The following is a 17,231-nucleotide window of genomic DNA, read 5'->3' on the forward strand; positions in this document are numbered from 1 at the left end:
TTCTTAAGGAAACAGAGCATCGCCCGTGGTGGGATCAAAGACAAATAACTGGTTGAGGTCGAGTTGTACAGAGATGCGATCGCCCGAATGACCCCGCCAATCTGAAGCTGCCTGGATATTTAGCGGTACCTCAGATGCCGGTAAATTAGCCCGAATCAGCGTCTCCCGTCCCAGCGGTTCTACAACCTTCACCTCAACCATCAGAAGTGAGTGCTGTAGGGGCGGGGTTTCCCCATTCATGCTCAGTGCTTCTTTTTCCTCTTGATTCTTAATTTTTAATTTTTCATTTTTAATTGTTATATGTTCTGGGCGAATCCCTAACTCCACGCCTTGCCCCTGGCTAAGTTGCAACTTGTCCTGAAGCGCTGGGGGACAAGATAAAGACTGACCCGCCACCTGAAAAACTTCACCCGTATAAGTCGCGTGCAGAATATTCATCGGTGGATTGCCTAAGAATGTAGCAACCATCAAATTTGCTGGTCGCGCATAAATTGTTTGCGGGTCGCCAATTTGTTGAATCTGACCGCGATTTAGTACCACAATTCGATCCGCTAGCGTCATCGCCTCTACTTGATCGTGGGTGACGTAGATGGTGGTAATTCCCACTTGTTGGTGCAATTGCTTGAGTTCTGCCCTGGTATCGTCTCGTAGCTGGGCATCCAGGTTAGAGAGGGGTTCATCTAATAAGAATACTTGGGGTTGACGAGCGATCGCTCTCCCCAATGCCACCCGTTGCTGCTGTCCCCCCGATAGTTGCCTGGGTTTGCGGTCGAGGAGATGGGCGATATTGAGCGATCGCGCCACCGTCTCCACTCGTTCCTGCATCGTTTTCGCGTCAACCCCGCGCATCCGCAGACCAAAAGCCAAATTTTTAGCAACCGTCATGTGCGGGTAGAGGGCATAGTTTTGGAACACCATCGCCACATCTCTTGCCCTAGCGGGAATCCCATTCATCAGGGCATCCCCAATGTAAAGATTGCCGCTACTTTGCGTGTCCAAACCTGCAATTGTCCGCAAAATCGTGGATTTGCCACAACCGGAAGGTCCCACCATCACCCAGAACTGCCCATCAGGCACCTCAAAGGAAATATCCTCAATAGCAGTGGCACTATTAAATTTTCGGGTAATTCCTTCTAAGCGAACATTTGCCATTGTTGTTAGAGATGAGTCGATTAGTCATTAGTTTATAGTTCAAAGTCCTTAGTTACTACTGCCCACGTCCTATAGCAATCCTGATTAATTTATAAACTTCTCTCTTTTTTCTTCCTTTGCGTCTTCGCGGTTCATCTAAAATCACCAAAGACTAATAATTATCACAAAGTTGGCGATCGCTTTCTCGGACTTTGGGATTATTTTCTAGATAGTCCTGCACCCAACTACAACTGCGTGCCAGGAGATTATCTAGATCCAGATTCCACAACATCACGGTTTTGTCCTTACTGGCAGAAGCAAGAATCTTCCCGTCCGGACTAAAACTGACACTGGTAACGCGATCGCTATGACCTTGGAGCGTTTTAATTAACGTGTCATCCAGTCGCCACAATTGCACCGTGTTTTCCCAGGTCGTCGTCGCTAGAATTTGACCATCTGGGCTAAAACTAACGTGAGCAACGCTATCCGTATGCCCTTTCAAAGTTCGATATAAAGAACCATCGCGCCGCCAAAGTTTTACCGTGTTATCATAACTCGCTGATGCAATTAGCTGACTATCCGGGCTAAAGGCAACATCCAGAACCCAACTACTATGTCCCGGTAGAGTTTGCAGGTATTTTCCCTGACTCGTCCAGAGTTTGACCGTATGATCGTCGCTGGCAGTCGCTAGTAATTTGCCATCGGGACTAAAAGCCACTGCATTGACGCGATCGCGGTGCCCGGTTAAAGTTTTAATCAAATTGCCCGAAGTATCCCAGAGTTTCACCGTCTTATCGCGAGAAGCAGAAGCAATCATCTTGGCATCGGGACTAAACGCCACATCCAAAACCCAATCGCTATGCTTATTCGCCTCATTCAGAGGGTTGAGAAGCGTACCCGATCGATTCCAAAGTTTCAGCCTCTTGTCACGAGAAGCAGAAGCAATCAACTGAGAATTTGGGCTAAAACTCACACTATTTACCCGATCTTTATGCCCATTCAACGTAGCGATCAAAGAACCGCTTGTGTCCCACAGCTTCACTGTCTTATCCTGACTGGCAGAGACAATCATCTGACCATCGGGGCTGAAACTCACATCATAGATATCATCCGTATGTCCCTTTAAAACAGTGCGCGACATATCATTAAGTCGCCATAATTTGACGGTTTTATCGTAACTGCTAGAAGCAATCGTCTGACCATCGGGGCTAAAACTGACACTTGTCACCCCATCGCTATGTCCCCGAAAGATTTTCAGCAGCTTCCCGTTACGCTGCCAGAGTCTCACTGTATTGTCATTACTGGCAGAGGCAATCATCTGGCTATTGGGACTAAAACTGACTCCAAACACCCAGTCACTGTGTCCCTGAAGAACCCGGATCGTTTGCCCAGTGCGGTAGTTCCAAAGCCTCACTGTTTTGTCATCGCTTGCCGACGCTAACAACTGCCCATCTGGACTGAAATCGAGGTTGGTTACTTTGCCAGTGTGTCCCTTGAGAATTTTTAAGGGTTGCTTAAGCGTCATGGAAGCCATGTCCCAGATTGTCACTGTTTTGTCGTCACTCGCCAATGCCAAAAATCGACCATCCAGGCTAAAGTTGGCGCTGGTGACTTTCCCGTTGTGTTTCAACGTTTTCAGCAACTTGCCGGTGCGATAGTTCCAAAGCTTTACTGTTTTGTCATCGCTTGCCGAAGCTAATATTTGACCGTCTGGACTAAAGCTGACCTGATTAACCAAACTACTGTGTGCTTTGTCAAAGGTTCTCAGTAAAGTACCGTCTGTTTGCCAAAGTTTTATTGTCTTGTCAGAACCAGTCGAAGCTAAGAGGCGACCGTTGGGGCTAAAACTGACACTGGTGACGCTGTCACGATGACCCAGAGAACCTGACAGGGTTTTCAGGATCTTGCCGTCGCGCCGCCAAAGTTTTACCGTCTTATCGACGCTTGCAGAGGCAATTGTCTGACCGTCGGGGCTAAAACTCACGCTCCAAACGACATCACGATGTCCTTCCAGGCGATTGCGCTCTTGTACCCCGTAGATTGCCTGCTGCATCGCCGTGACGACGCGCATTTGGGTATCAGGTTCTACCCCAACTGAACTTTTGAGGCTTTTACCTGCCCTCAAGGCTTCGATTAAGGCATCAAATTCTTTGTAGGAGACAAAGAGAGTTTCGGAAGAAGCGCTCAGGGCGGTGAGTTGAGCATTTGTTTGCGCGATCGCTGCTAGTTTTCTTTGAGCTTCGGCTCGCAGCGCAAATCCCCCGGCAGAAACTGCCAGGATCGTCATCATAATGCCGACGCCAATCGTTTGCAATTGTTGTTTCCGAGCCTGATGCAGCTTTTGCTCACTTTGTGCTAGTTGGGCTTTCAAGTTCAGATCGGATTTTTGACGAATCCGCTCGACCAGATAATCATGAACCAATTGGTAACGGGCTTCTGAGCCTTCCCAAATCACAAAAACTAAACCAGATCCTACAAGAATTTCTAAAATTAAGTCTAGTAGGGGCAATTCCTCTCCCACTAATCTTTCCGCCTCAAGCTGCAATACGGTTGCCAACTCTTGCTTCGTCTTCAGGGGTCGCGTCCCTTTCTCGTTAGTCAATAAGAATAAAACATTCCAAGCCACAGCTTCGTTTTGGGTACCACAATCAGCAATGACTTTTTTCAGAAATCGCTCAACCAGTTCGGCTTTTGGATTAGAACCCAGTTGCTGATACTGTTGCATCGTGGTGATTTTGTCTTCTTCTTCCTGCAATTGGGCACCCACTAATTGCAGCTCAATGGGGCGCACCTCTCCCAGTTCTTCAGCCAAATCTTCCACCAACCGATTAATTAGCTGCGGCTCTAAATAAAAAAATGGAGAGCGTTCGGTTAAGCTTTTGACAATCTGCCGCGCATCTGACTTAGAAAAATTCCCCAAGTAGTAGCGAATCTCTTGGTTTAAAATGTCGTTGTTGATGACATCTAAATACTGGAGTCGTTCGCACTCTAGTAAATAATGCAGATAGTCTTCTCGCAGAGACAAAATAACTTTTACAAAAGGAATGTTGAGGCAGTCGCGCAAAAATTCATAAAACTGCCGCCGCATCGCTGGGTGAGTACAGACGAAAAAAAACTCTTCAAACTGGTCAAAAATGAGAACAGTTAACAGATTGCGATCGCTATTGTGTCGCAACTGTTCCAAAAGGTTGGCGGTGAGTAATGTCGGCGCTACCTCCGGCTCATGCGTTTCCTCGGCGCGATCGCTTTCTTCTAAGATTTCCTGTAAAGATAACGTTTCCCCACCCGTTCTTACTTCACTGCTATCTTCTGACTCCTGTACAGACCCGATGGTGGCGGGAAGATGTTGGGCGTCTCCCTCCTCCCCTAAAGTAACTTCCGACTCCTGGTTTCTGACTCGGAGTGCCTTCGCCAATTGTCTCGCCAGCGTCCCCATCCAATCTTTATAAACCTCTACCACGACGGGCAAAACATCGCGTGCGCCGATGCTCTTGAGCTGTAATGCCGGAACTAAGCCAGCGGTGATAATTGAGCTTTTACCAACCCCTGAAGGGCCGTGAATCACAATTAATTTGTAGTCATTGCGACCGATCCGTTCAATTAGGCGCGTGACATCCTGCTGCCGACCAGAAGCGGCAATTTCCTGGGGAATCGACCCTCCCAGCCGCGTGTCGCCTCCAGATGCGGCACCTGGGTTCAGAGCCTGCCGGTAAGGCTGTAGGCGTCCGGCACCCGTAAAAGAACGGAACCCGTATTGATGCTCTAGGGAACGCTGCTCTTGCTTCAGTTGAAAGGCTTGTAGATACTCACCCTGCTGAAAGTAGAGCGATCGCAGTGCCTTGAGAATCCGAAGACATAAATGTGGATCGTACTGATGGTTACACTTGTCGAGCGCCTGTTCCAAGTTGTGAATCGCGGCGGCAGCTTGCCGCTGTCCCAAATGTTGCTGAGACTGTGCCAGCAGCAACAAATATAAGCTTTCATACTGAGATTGAGGGATTGAGACAGAAGTTGTCTGGAACGTTTCTTGCGCCAGCGTAGAAAGTGCCAGATTCGCTTGCTGATACGCTTCTATCCAGTCCAACTGGATAAGCGCCACTTCCGCCAAAAAGCCAAAATCTTGGGCCTGCTGGAGGGTTGCATCATAAGTTTGATGCAGTATCAAAGCTTTTTCTGCCAACTCCTGCAAATCTGCCCACGCTTCTAAACGCCGCAGCACTTCACAAAGGAATGAAATAAACTTAGCAACCAGTTCTGGACGTTGAGCTTCCTCAAAAACCTCAATGCAGTGCTGAAAATAGCTTCTCGCTTGCTTCCAGTGCTGGCGGCTCATTTCTGGTCGCAAGTTAGCCAAACGGGTATAGCATTGCCCCAAGTGAAACAGCAGCAAACCCACTTTCAGGACTGAGTGCTGAGGACTGACGACACAGAGGGAAAAATCAGAAACCCTGACTCTTGCCTCTTGGCTCTCCTTTGTGATGTTTTCCTCAGTCCTTACTTCCTGCCGTGCTAACAGTTCTGAGTCTTCAGTCCTGAAATAAGCCAGACTTCGTTGATAATGGGCGATGCTTGACTGGATTTGATCGGTGGCGTAGTCATTACGTCCCCGCACAAATTCCAGACTTGCCTGTAGTTGAGGCTCCAATTGTTGCCCGCGACGGCGCAAATCTGTTAAAGCCGACTCTAGTTCCAAGCGATGCTGGGAACCAACAGCCAAATCGAGGCTGGAATGATGCCACAACTCAAAATTGCTAGAATCTAGCTCTTTGGCAAACAGGGAGTCCGCCTTCTGCCGCAATAATTCGATTAACTCCTCCCCTGACATCACAAACCGGATTGAAGAAGCTGCCCAGCTTTTGAAATCTGGCGCAAACCGGATCAGCTTTTGCAGCACCGCATCGGAGATCCACAAGACGAGGGGGAAAGGAAACTGAGCGCGAAACTCATCGCGCACTTGGTTGGTCGAGGTCAGCAGCTGATCTAGAGCGACCACTGACTCCAGCCCTAAGATCATCGCGGCGGATAATATTTCTGTTTGTCGGGACGAATTCCCTTGTTCTAGCGCTTCTAAAATGGGGTTGTAAAGCGTCTTGACCGAATCTGCTAATACCACCTCGCGCAGCGAAAATGGATTTTTTTTTCGTACCTGCTGCACCATCCGCTGTTGCAACAAGGCATAGTTGCAGCGCACCAGAATTAGCGAGAATTGCCCCTGAGAAAGGGCGATCGCTCTCAAGAGAGTCTTTAATGAGCGTTGATTGTATGCAGCTGCCTCTTCTGGTCGGCTCAGATCGGTCATTGCTTTTACGTTTGTGCGCGTTCGATGGAGATTATTCCTCTGCCAATGCGTTAGCAGTAGCGGTATTTTAAAAACGAATAGGCACAAATACTACTTTTAATCGGCTGAACCGGCTTTGGAGCTGCTTAGGTTTTGCAATTAACTAATAATCCGCCAGCATTATCGTCGTTATATGTGAGTTTTGTAATTACCAGAAATCGTTGATTAAAAGGAGTCTCTCCATTTATTCCTGCCAAAATGTCCCTTCTACAGGCGACTTAAGTCAAGAGTCTGGCAAATAATCCAGATTGGGGAACCATCTAGAACTGCATACCCAGCAGGAATTTTCGGCATTGCTCCCAGTATTGGCGTCAAAGCATGGTTTGCGCCGGTTGGTTCGCAAGTTTCCCCTCTAGGAGAGGTTCTTGACGTGATTCGGCAGCGCACCTCTTATTATGTCTTTACCAGAGAATAAACGATTTTTCTGATAAAGAAAATAGTATCTGTACTTAGTGAGGACTAGACTCTAACCGCTCCCGATCCAATCCAGTTTCTCTAATCCGGGGTAGGCATCCGCTCATCCGGAAACTTTAGCTGATGTTTAGGGCAAAGTTGCACTCATTGGGATTCCTTGCCCAAAAAATCTCCGAGACTGACGAGAGCAGACTGGAGACTTGGAGAAAATAAGAGCGAATAACAGATGCGAGAAAGCGCGATCGCCTATACACAAAAATTGATGCTTCACCCCACTTCCCGCACCAACAAACTGAAAAACTCCCTTGGCTCGATTAAAGTTTAGCTTCCAGAGACTTGAGAAACTCTGTATTAACACCCGACTCGCGGGTAAGGGCGATTTTGCCGGTGCGAGCAATTTCACGCAAACCAAATTTATTCAGCACTTGGACAATCGCCACCAATTTGCCTGGATCTCCCACCACTTCTAAAGTAAGCGCATCCTCAGCGATGTCTACTACCCTAGCGCGGAAAACCTGAGCCAGTTCAATCACTTCTGAGCGATTGGAACTGGTAGCATTCACCTTCAGCAGCATCAGCTCTCGTTCTACACACGGAGTATCCGTTATATCCTGAACTTTTAGTACATTCACCAGCTTGTAGAGCTGCTTGGTGAGTTGCTCGATCACCCGGTCATCTCCCGGCACGACCATCGTAATCCGGGAGATTCCGAACTGCTCAGCTGGGCCAACAGCAAGGCTTTCAATATTAAATCCCCGACGGGCAAACAAACCGGCAATCCGGGTCAGGACTCCAGCTTCATCTTCAACCAAAACTGAAAGGGTGTGTTTCATTTTATACAAAGCAAGCAGAGGCGCGATGTTGCGAATGCAACACGCTCGATATTTTGCTTCCCTACGAGAAGCGGCGTTGGGTTGTAAACAGTACGTTAGCAAAGACATACTGCCTACACGCTATGCGAAGGCAATGCTGACAGAAATTACGTCAACATAACTCTATCTTAATGTTACTGTATAGCACCCCCTGACTACAAAAAACGGCTATCTCTGTAGAAGCGAGATTTAGCGCCCGGAGAACCTTAAATCTTTTCCTTGATAGATGTCTTGATTTGGCAATTTCATAATAATGGTATAGTTCAGCTTAATTGGAGCAAAAATACCTATGGGTTGGTTAAAAAGACTTTTTGGCATGGAAAAGCCGCAAAATGCCCAAACAAATGCGGTACCAGCACCGACAGCTCAAGCTCCTGCCTCAACCGGCACCGAAAGTAGCAGCGAGACGATTCCCCCAGAGCGAGTGGGATTAACTGGGGAATATGACCAAAGCGGACTTGCCAAGCGGGTGGCTCTAGCTTTCGATGAAGATCCGAATTTGGATGATATTAATACGCTCTATGTCGCCCAAACCAGCGGCACAGTTGTGCTAAAAGGACAAGTTCCCAGTCAGGAAATTCTCAATCAAATGGTCTCGGTGGCTCGGAGTGTGGAGGGTGCCACGGGTGTCGAAAGCGATCAAGTCACCATTGGCTAGAAGCTAGACGCAAGCAGAGAAAATCGATAGGGTGGGCAGTACCCACCCTACTTGACTAAAAGCTAATCACTCACTGCTAACTGTTTTTGGGGTGTAGCAGAGCTATCTGCCTTGTCTTGAGGCATCGTGTCGAGCCAGTTGAGGATAATCTGGTTGACTTGATCGGGACATTCGTCATGGGGACAGTGACCGGCATCCAGCTCTACTAACTGAAGCTTAGGGTTGAGATCGCTGAACCGAGCCAGTATGCTCAAAGGAATCATTTTATCTTGCCGCCCCCAAATCAGCAGCATGGGGGTGTTCAAGGTTGGCAGTAAGGTTTTGACACTGGGGCTAAAGTTAGCACTGGTCATGGCTTTGAGGATGGCACAGAATGCTGCTGCCGAACCGCGATCTTGAGCAGGACCTACCAGAATATCTACCAGTTCGTCGGTGACAGCATTTGGGTTAGCGTAAGCGATCGCTGCCCACTTGCGGACGAAGGACGGACGCCTGACTAGATAAAAAACGTTCTGGAGAATCACGGGGGAAGCCACAACACCTTTAACCGCTGTCACAACGGGTTGCAGCCATGTAGGAATCGCCTCCTGCTCCACGGATGGATCGGGTAAACTCATCATCACAAAGCCCTTCACCATCTCTGGATGCGCTGCCGCCACCGCCAGACACACCAGCGATCCAATCGAATTTCCGACTAACACCACTGGCTGCTGAATGAAAGTGCGCCAAAAATCGTAAACTTGCTCTACCCAAAGATCGATTTTGTACTCTACCTGCGCCTTCCGGGATGCCCCAAATCCCAGCATATCCAGCGCATAAACCGTGTGAAACTGACCGAATACGGCTAGATTGTGTCGCCAGTGTCCAATGGAAGTTCCAAATCCATGCAGCAGCATCAAGGGAGTCGTCATTTGTGTCGGTTGAGACGCCCGGATGTATGTATAGCGAGTCTGCCAACCCCGCCAAACCCAGTCTCGTTGACTGCCAATTCGATGCTGCCAATGCTGGGTCACGATCGCTTTTGCCTCAAATTTAATAAGTTTTACAAACTTTGTCTTTGTCTGTTAACTTCCATTTTAGTGGTTTGCCGCTAGAGATTGTCTCATCGGTTTTTCTGGGAAGTTAAGTTAATAAACCTAGACAAAACCCGTACTGTATGGCTATAGCACAGAAAAAGTCTTTACCTACTGACACCAGACTGGCACTGCCTGAGTGAATTGCCAATACGCAGTCGGTTGAGGGAGAGATGCCAGCGATCACTTTTTGGAAGTTACATGAACAACTATAGACAGAAACTCTCCCATACTCAGTAGAATGGCAAGTACAAGTTTGAAAAACTTGGTTTCGTTGGGAGTGAAATTGAGAACGCCAGGGAGCAGCCTGTAGTCCTAGTGCGATCGCTCAACCATTCAGTAACCCACTGCTATCAAATTAACCTTATCAACTAACCGAGCAAACATAACCCTAATGCCTGTGATTGAGAAAAGACGCACTCGCGATCTACCCCAAATCAACGAACGTATTCGCTTTCCCCAAATTCGCGTCATCGACACCGATGGCACGCAGCTGGGAATTATGACGCCAAGCGAGGCTATCCGTATCGCCGAAGAAAAAGAGCTGGATCTTGTCCTGCTCAGCGATAAAGCAGAACCGCCCGTTTGCCGGATTATGAACTACGGCAAGTATAAATTTGAACAGGAGAAAAAAGCGCGGGAAGCCCGGAAAAATCAGCATACCGCTGATGTCAAGGAAGTGAAGATGCGCTACAAGATTGAAGAGCATGACTATCAAGTGCGTGTCAATCAAGCCGAGCGCTTTCTGAAGTCGGGAGATAAGGTCAAAGCCACAATTACGTTCCGAGGCCGAGAAATTCAACACAGCGATTTAGCCGAGGAATTACTCAAGCGGATGGCGACGGATTTACAGGAAGTGGCGGAAGTGCAGCAAGCTCCCAAAAAAGAAGGTCGCAACATGATGATGCTGCTGTCTCCGAAAAAATAGCTCAGTCGTCGGCGGTCAGTAGTCAGGTAGTCAGTGGTCAGTGGTGTGGGGAGGACCAGGCGTCGCCCGAACAGTGGTCAGTGGCAAAAAAGAAACAACTGACCACTGACTACTGACAACGGACAAAATACCAATGAAACTGAACAATCGCGCTTGGTCTTGGTCCGATTGGGGACGGGCATTACTCCAGTGGGTCAATCTTCGTCCAGAAGAAGGAGAGCGAACACTATTCATGTTCGCTTTCTACACCACAACTTCCATAGGCATCATCTGGGCAGAAGCCAGCACTGTCGCCCTCTTCCTGAAAGAGTATGGCGCAGAGCAATTGCCCCTGTTCTATATCCTCTCTGCGGGTATTGGTTCGAGTCTGGGCTTTGTCTACTCTTGGATGCAAAAGATTTTGCCTTTGCGCTGGGTAGTTGTCCTAGTTGCCTGCCTTGCAGTCGTGCCCCTCGTACTATTTCGCCTGGGATTAAACATTGTCTATCTAGCTGGCGTCACGGTCTTTCTGATGAGGCTGTGGGTGGAAGCGATTAACGTCCTCAATGACCTCAACACTTCCATCACTGCCAATCAACTGTTCAATATCCGGGAAATTAAACGCACCTACCCCCTCATTAGTAGTGGCATCCTCGTCGCAGATGTGATCAGCGGCTTTTCCCTCCCTCTGATCCTCGCCACCGTCGGACTTTATAACGTTTCCCTAGTTGCTGTCGTGATGATGGGGCTGGGAGCTTGTAGCCTTTTTTATCTCACCCAACAGTATAAGCAAGCCTTCCCGGATTCTCCCCTCAGAGCCAGCTTGAATCAAGAAACCGACTTCACATCCAGGCGTCTGAGAGGCCCCTTACAGCGCTACGTCATCCCCTTATTTGGCTTCTTCATCGTCGGGCAGATTCTGTTCTTGTTAATCGATTTTCAGTATCTCAGTCAATTAGAACTGAACTTTGATAGCAAGGAAATTGCCAGCTTCCTCGGTTTGTTTAGCGGCATTGTGGGTTTATGCGAACTGGCAACCCAGTGGTTTATCTCCAGTCGAGCCATCGAAAGGCTGGGGGTATTTGTTGCCGCTATGTTGTTGCCTGCGGCAATTATTATCCTTAGCTTGGTCTCTCTCACCGGGATTACAGGCTTTTTTCTGGGTCTGATCTTCCTCAAATTTATCGACGAACTGCTGCGCTATACCCTCATGGCTGCCCTTGGGCCGGTTCTATTCCAACCGCTCCCTGATAATATTCGCAGCTCAATCCTGGCTCAGGTGCGAGGCATTGCCGAATCCCTCTCTACAGGATTTACTGGAGCGGGGATTTTAGGCATCATCAGCCTGTTAGCCTTTGCCTTTAACACCCTGTCGGAGAACTCGCTGCGATATCTCCAGAGTTGGGTGTTTGTCGCCGTTATTATTATTTTTGCCCTCCTCTGGCTGTTAATCGTTTTCCAGCTCCGGTCAAGCTATGTCGGCTTACTGGTTCAGAGCGCCCAAGGAGAACGGCTAAGCGTCTCTGATGTCGATCTGCGAGTCCTCAAGCGTGCTGTCGTCGAAACCTTAGAAAAACCAGGTACCGAAGCAGATAAACGCTCTTGCATCGAACTCCTGTGCCAAATCGACCTGGAGGATGTGGGCGAAATCCTCGCGCCGCTGCTGACTCACCTCGCTCCAGCCTTGCAGCGCCAGAGCCTAGAAGCAATGCTGCTGACGCCGAATCCCACTTATTTAGACCAAGTTCAGGCGCTGATTGCCCAAAAACCCAACCCAGAAGTTCTTGCCGTCGCTCTGCGCTATGTCTGGCTAACTCAGGAAACCCCCGATATTAGCCAGTTACAGCCCTACCTCCGCCCCAACGTAGACCCGGTGGTGCGCGGAACCGCCGCCGCCCTAATCTTGCGCCGGGGCACCCCGACGGAGAAAGCCGAAGCCACCAATACCTTGCGCCGGATGCTGACTCATCAACGGGAACGGGAACGAGTCATGGGTTGTCGAGCGCTGGGAGAGGCAGATTATTTGCAGGCACTGCGACTTTATATTCCTACTTTGTTGCAAGATGAGTCTTTGCGCGTGCGCTGCGCCTTGCTGGAGGTGATTTCCTCAACCCGCTTACACGAATACTATCCGGCTCTGGTGCGAGGGCTTTACTATAAGTCCACCCGCGAAGCCGCCCTAGGTGCGATTGTGCGTTTAGGAGATGAAGCGATTCCGATGCTGGTCGAGTTGGCACAAGATATCCACAAGCCAGACTTGGTAAGGCTACAGGCTTGGAGCGCTATGGGTCAAATTGGCACGTCCGAAACCCTCAATCAGTTGGTGGCTCATCTAAAAACCGGCTGGGGGACTACGCGACGCAACATCCTGCGGATTCTGCTCAAAATGCCCCACGAAACCGGAATTGACGGGGTTCTCGACCGATTAGGTCGCAGTGGCGTTGAAATGTTAATCGAGCAGGAAATGCTGTTTGTCGGACAGTTGTATGCTGCCTTAGTAGATTTGTCAGCGGATGAGCCAATTGAGTCCTCGTTTGCCTCAACACTAGAGGCGAAGCAATCAGCACTCTCATTGCTACGACGGGCACTTCTGGAAGAGCAGTCGGATGTGATCGAGCGGTGTTTTTTGCTGATGAAGTTTCTTTATCCGGCTAGCTCGATTCAAGCGGCAGCGTTTAATTTGCAATCTGATTCGCCGTCGAATATCGCGCTGGGTTTGGAAATTTTGGATAATACTCTGGATATTGCCAAGAAGCGATCGCTAGTGGGAATTCTCGACCGGCGATCGGAGGAAGAAAAACTGCAAAACTTGGCGGAGATGTTTCCCTATAAACCGATGATTCAGAGCGATCGCCTGCGTCGGTTGCTTGATTTACGTCATTTCCTGTCAGACTGGCCTTTAGCTTGTTGTTTTCATGCAGCACGTCAGGCGAAATGGAGTCTGACACCGGAACAGACGCTGGTGTGTCTGCGCCATCCCACTGGCTTTGTGCGGGAAGCGGTTCTGGCTTATTTGAGAGCCGCTGCACCTCGCGCTTTGCAGGAAATGTTGCCCGTCCTGAAAAATGACCGCGATCGCCTTGTAGCCGCCCAAGTTCAGCAGATGATGGCAGAACTGGGACAATAGAAGGGCTACGGACTCTGGACTCTGGACGATTACCGTATGGACGATGGGCTGCTCTAAAGTCTAAAGTCTAAAGTCTAAGGTCTAAAGTCTAAAGTCTAAAAGTCTAAAGTCCAAAGTCTAGAGTCTAGATTCCGATGTTAACCAGTGTTGAGCGCCTATTATTTGTCAGGGGCGTCCCGATTTTTCAGGAACTGCGGGATGATTTTCTGGTGCGGCTGGCTTCTGTGATGGATGAGTTATCCTTTCCAGCGCATCATACGATTTTTACCGAAGGACAAGAGGGGCGATCGCTCTACATTGTCGTTTCCGGCAGGGTACGGGTTCATTTTGGCGGTCGGGATTTGGCGCACCTGGAACAGGGAGCCACTTTTGGAGAAATGTCGTTGTTTGATGCTGAGCCGCGTTCGGCTTCGATTACGACTTTGGAACCCTGCGAGTGTCTGATGCTGACGCAGTTGCAACTGTATGATGCGATTGATGAGACGCCAGGAATTGCGGTGAACATCATTCGTCTGCTGTCCCGTCGTATCCGCGAACTGAACAACAAGATCAACGTTTATAAGGTGGAAAATCAGGAAGCAGATTTAAGCAAGGCGGGGAATTTGGGGGGATAAACCGCGAAGAAAGAAGAACAACGAAGCAAGAGAGAAAAGCGATGCGATCGCGTTGCGCTGACTTGTCAGTTCGCACATTTACCAAGCGTCTCTAATCAACAGCGATCGCCTTTCTACCGCCCTATAGGTAGCATGGAAGCCAGAAATATTAGTATTGATACGTATGTCTGCTAAAGATGTCTTTCATGAAGTTGTCAAGAGAGCTTTACCAAGAAACTGGGTTTAAAGCCCCGCCCTTATAGGTGTTCCCTGAGCCTGCCGAAGGGCGGCTTTTCTTTGACCGAGATTAGTGGAAATAGAATTTTTCTTGATTTTATAGCTATCTAAAGCTATAAACATGATACAATTCCTCCATGATTGTACTTGAGTTCAAGTTGAAAGGAAAGCCACAGCAGTATCGGATCGTCGATGAAATGATCCGGACCGCGCAGTTTGTCCGCAATAAAGCACTCAGGTACTGGATGGATAATCGTAGCGTTCAACTACCCGATCTCTACAAACAATGCGCTGTAATGGCTAAAGAGTTTAAGTGGGCGGGTAAGCTTAACTCAATGGCGCGTCAAGCTTCGGCTGAACGCGCCCTAATGGCGATCCAGCGTTTCTTAATTGCAAGGCTAAAAAGCCGGGAAAGAAAGGGTATCCACAGTTCAAGAAATTCACTCGTTCTGTGGAGTACAAAACTTCAGGATGGAAACTTTCTCCTGATAAGAAATGTCTCGCTTTCACTGACGGTTTTGCGGCTGGCACATTCAAGTTAATCGGCTCTCGTGACTTGCACTTTTACGCGCCGGAAGAAATCAAACGGGTGCGGGTCATCGCCAGAGCCGATGGTTACTACGCCCAGTTCTGCATCAATGTAGAACGAGTAGAGGAAGTAATTCCTACGGGTAAGGCGATTGGTTTAGATGTAGGACTAAACCATTTCTACACCGACAGCACTGGAGCAACTGTACCCAATCCTCGCCATCTCCGCAAAAGTGAGAAAGCGCTGAAACGGGCACAGCGGCGAGTCTCTAAGAAGAAAAAAGGTTCATCTAATCGCTTCGTAGCGATTAATCGGTTAGGGAGAAAACACCTCAAGGTCAGTAGGCAGCGTAAAGACTTCGCCATTAAGACGGCGTTGTGCGTAGTGAAATCTAACGATTTTGTAGCCTACGAGAATCTTCAGGTGAAGAACATGGTTAAGAATCATAAGCTCGGTCTATCAATTAGTGACGCAGCTTGGTCGCAGTTTGCCGGGTGGTTGCAGTATCTAGGGAAGGTGTATGGAAAGACAGTAGTCGCTGTTGCCCCTCACTACACTTCTCAGGATTGTTCTACTTGTGGTGCTACGGTCAAAAAATCACTCTCAACTAGGACACATATTTGTAGTTGTGGAACTGTTCTAGACCGCGACCATAATGCAGCGCTGAACATTTTAGCGAAAGGCTTGAGGCAAGCTGGGATTGAGATAAATACGGCGGGGCACGCCGGAATTAACGCTTGGGGACAGACCGACCTCTACTCCTTGGTGGTGACATTAAAGAGCAAGCCGACTGGTTGAGCCAAGAATCCCCGTCGATTTATCGCGGGGAGTGTCAAAGAAGGACGGTTGGCAGATTATTCACGATCCGCTCTCGATTGGTGTGGGTGGTGTAAATATGTCTATTGATTTGGCAGCAGAAAAGCTGATTGCGGCAGAACGGGAAGGTGAGAAAATTGCAGTTGAGGTTAAAAGCTTTCTGGAGAGGTCATCTGCAGTCTCAGAATTCCATACTGCATTAGGGCAATTCATCAATTACAGAGGCGCACTGAGGCGGCGAGAGCCAGAACGTGCTTTATATTTAGCAGTGCCTCTGACGACTGACAAAACATTTTTTCAACTTGATTTTCCGAAAGCGATGGTGGAGGAAAATCAGGTCAAAATGATTATTTACGATGCAGAGCGTGAGGTGATTGTTGAATGGAGAAACTAGCACGGTATCGGTAGCTTGTGCAACAAATGCTTTTGGCGTTTGGCAAGCGGAAGCCAGCTTACGGGGATATTGAAGTTGAGACGATTTTTGATATCGAGCGCGATCATTACCAAATTGTATATGTGGGGTGGGATCGGCAGGATTGGGTGCATAGTTGTGTCATCCACATTGACATCAAAGGTGGAAAGATTTGGCTTCAGTGGAATGGTACAGAGGATGATATTGCGGCGGATTTAGTTGCAGCGGGGGTTTCAAAGGAGGATATTGTGCTGGGATTTCAATCGCCGTTTATGCGACAGTTTACAGAATATGCAGCGGGTTAGGGTATTTTCGGAAGCGATCGCTATTACTGTCTCTAAATAGTAGCGATCGCGTTTTAGGTTGGTGGTTGTGGTAGAGGCGATAGCGAAGCGCAGAAAAAGTCAGTTCGCTCATTATCCAAGCGTCTCTGATGAGCCATTTTGTGGAGCATCAGGCTCCAAATCCAAAGCGAAAAGAATAGCTTGTTTGATTTGAAGCATTACTTCATCTGGCAGTTTACCCAGTTTTCGCTCAAGTCTCAGTCTTGGGATAGAAGCCAAACCTTGCACATTTGCTATGGATTCCCGCTCAAGGAAGTGGAGCTTGGGCAGTACAACTTCGTATAAACTTTCCCTATTCTGAGTTGTCAGTGGCACATAAATCACCAAAGCCCGTGGCGGATTCGGATCGTAGCGAGATAAAATCACAACGGGTCGCGTCTTCGCCGCCAATCCCAGATCGGCAAGCCAAACTTCACCGGGTTTCCGGTTCATCTAGTAAATCCAATACCTCTTGCTCAACAGCTCGCGATCGCAGAATATCCAGAACATCCCGATCTGCCATTTCAATGATTTCTGCTACACATTGCCGTACTTGTTCAGCAACATCAGGTTTCCACTGGCGCAATTTTGCGTCTAGTTCCTCTATCAGGGCATCCATAGATACCTCCATTGTCGGTTGTGGAGTGTCTCAAATTCAATACTAGAATATCTTTCCAAGAGCGATCGCGCGTTGCGCCGACCTGTCGGTTCGCGTTTTGGTGGTTGTAGTAGATGCGATCGCGCGTTGCGCCGACCTGTCGGTTCGCGCAGTAAAAGAGGGAATAACGCGATCGCATCCAT

14 protein-coding genes and 1 pseudogene are annotated in these 17,231 nt (G+C 48.6%); 7 read left to right on the forward strand and 8 right to left on the reverse strand.

The features are described 5' to 3' along the window. Positions 1 to 3 precede the first annotated feature (3 nt). The 3 genes from ACFW2W_RS22160 to ilvN form a co-directional block, all read right to left on the reverse strand. Positions 4 to 1,152, reverse strand: coding sequence for an ABC transporter ATP-binding protein (locus tag ACFW2W_RS22160; protein ID WP_378183374.1), 1,149 nt, complete (start codon positions 1,150 to 1,152; stop codon positions 4 to 6). 151 nt (positions 1,153 to 1,303) lie between these two features. Then, entirely contained in the window at positions 1,304 to 6,430 is a 5,127-nt protein-coding gene (locus ACFW2W_RS22165; protein ID WP_378183377.1) for a hypothetical protein, read from the reverse strand. 767 nt (positions 6,431 to 7,197) lie between these two features. Continuing rightward, positions 7,198 to 7,716 (reverse strand): acetolactate synthase small subunit, encoded by a 519-nt coding sequence (ilvN, locus tag ACFW2W_RS22170; protein ID WP_378184022.1) that lies wholly within the window; start codon positions 7,714 to 7,716, stop codon positions 7,198 to 7,200. Between the two features lie 328 nt (positions 7,717 to 8,044). On the opposite strand from ilvN, the gene ACFW2W_RS22175 reads away from it, so the two are divergent. Beyond that, positions 8,045 to 8,413, forward strand: a complete 369-nt coding sequence (locus tag ACFW2W_RS22175) for a BON domain-containing protein (RefSeq protein ID WP_378183380.1) — start codon at positions 8,045 to 8,047, stop codon at positions 8,411 to 8,413. A 62-nt stretch (positions 8,414 to 8,475) separates the two neighbouring features. On the opposite strand, the gene ACFW2W_RS22180 is transcribed toward ACFW2W_RS22175, so the two are convergent. Next, on the reverse strand, positions 8,476 to 9,426 hold the full coding sequence (locus ACFW2W_RS22180; RefSeq protein WP_378183383.1) for an alpha/beta fold hydrolase: 951 nt from the start codon (positions 9,424 to 9,426) through the stop codon (positions 8,476 to 8,478). 454 nt (positions 9,427 to 9,880) lie between these two features. Between ACFW2W_RS22180 and infC the strand changes: the two genes are divergently transcribed. The 6 genes and pseudogenes from infC (at position 9,881) to ACFW2W_RS22210 (ending at position 16,412) form a co-directional block, all read left to right on the forward strand. Continuing rightward, positions 9,881 to 10,414 carry a translation initiation factor IF-3 gene (gene infC / locus ACFW2W_RS22185; RefSeq protein ID WP_378183386.1) on the forward strand — a complete coding sequence of 178 codons (534 nt, stop codon included), beginning with the start codon at positions 9,881 to 9,883 and terminating at the stop codon, positions 10,412 to 10,414. A 133-nt stretch (positions 10,415 to 10,547) separates the two neighbouring features. Beyond that, positions 10,548 to 13,520 (forward strand): HEAT repeat domain-containing protein, encoded by a 2,973-nt coding sequence (locus ACFW2W_RS22190; protein WP_378183390.1) that lies wholly within the window; start codon positions 10,548 to 10,550, stop codon positions 13,518 to 13,520. A 134-nt stretch (positions 13,521 to 13,654) separates the two neighbouring features. Next, complete coding sequence (locus ACFW2W_RS22195; protein WP_378183393.1) at positions 13,655 to 14,134, forward strand: Crp/Fnr family transcriptional regulator; 480 nt, start codon at positions 13,655 to 13,657, stop codon at positions 14,132 to 14,134. A gap of 353 nt (positions 14,135 to 14,487) precedes the next feature. Further along, positions 14,488 to 15,677, forward strand: a pseudogene (locus ACFW2W_RS22200) (RNA-guided endonuclease InsQ/TnpB family protein). A gap of 31 nt (positions 15,678 to 15,708) precedes the next feature. Beyond that, a complete protein-coding gene (locus tag ACFW2W_RS22205) occupies positions 15,709 to 16,089 on the forward strand; it encodes an element excision factor XisH family protein (protein WP_378183396.1) in 381 nt (126 codons plus the stop codon). Positions 16,090 to 16,115: 26 nt separating this feature from the next. Then, positions 16,116 to 16,412 (forward strand): XisI protein, encoded by a 297-nt coding sequence (locus tag ACFW2W_RS22210; RefSeq protein WP_378184024.1) that lies wholly within the window; start codon positions 16,116 to 16,118, stop codon positions 16,410 to 16,412. Here the strand turns inward: ACFW2W_RS22210 and ACFW2W_RS22215 are convergent. From ACFW2W_RS22215 to ACFW2W_RS22230, 4 genes are read right to left on the reverse strand one after another with little or no spacing between them, the layout of a single operon-like run. Then, a complete protein-coding gene (locus tag ACFW2W_RS22215) occupies positions 16,390 to 16,524 on the reverse strand; it encodes a hypothetical protein (protein WP_378183399.1) in 135 nt (44 codons plus the stop codon). The two genes, ACFW2W_RS22210 and ACFW2W_RS22215, sit on opposite strands and share 23 nt — an antisense overlap. Next, the gene (locus ACFW2W_RS22220) at positions 16,524 to 16,883 is read right to left on the reverse strand and encodes a type II toxin-antitoxin system PemK/MazF family toxin (protein WP_378183403.1); all 360 of its coding nucleotides are present in this window, start codon (positions 16,881 to 16,883) and stop codon (positions 16,524 to 16,526) included. Before ACFW2W_RS22220 ends, ACFW2W_RS22215 begins: the two co-directional genes overlap by 1 nt. Next, complete coding sequence (locus tag ACFW2W_RS22225; RefSeq protein WP_378183406.1) at positions 16,864 to 17,049, reverse strand: hypothetical protein; 186 nt, start codon at positions 17,047 to 17,049, stop codon at positions 16,864 to 16,866. Before ACFW2W_RS22225 ends, ACFW2W_RS22220 begins: the two co-directional genes overlap by 20 nt. Next, positions 17,037 to 17,231, reverse strand: a complete 195-nt coding sequence (locus ACFW2W_RS22230; protein WP_378183409.1) for a hypothetical protein — start codon at positions 17,229 to 17,231, stop codon at positions 17,037 to 17,039. The genes ACFW2W_RS22225 and ACFW2W_RS22230 overlap by 13 nt, the downstream gene beginning before the upstream one ends.

The sequence above is a fragment of the Coleofasciculus sp. H7-2 genome (assembly GCF_042747725.1).
GTDB lineage: Bacteria > Cyanobacteriota > Cyanobacteriia > Cyanobacteriales > FACHB-T130 > FACHB-T130.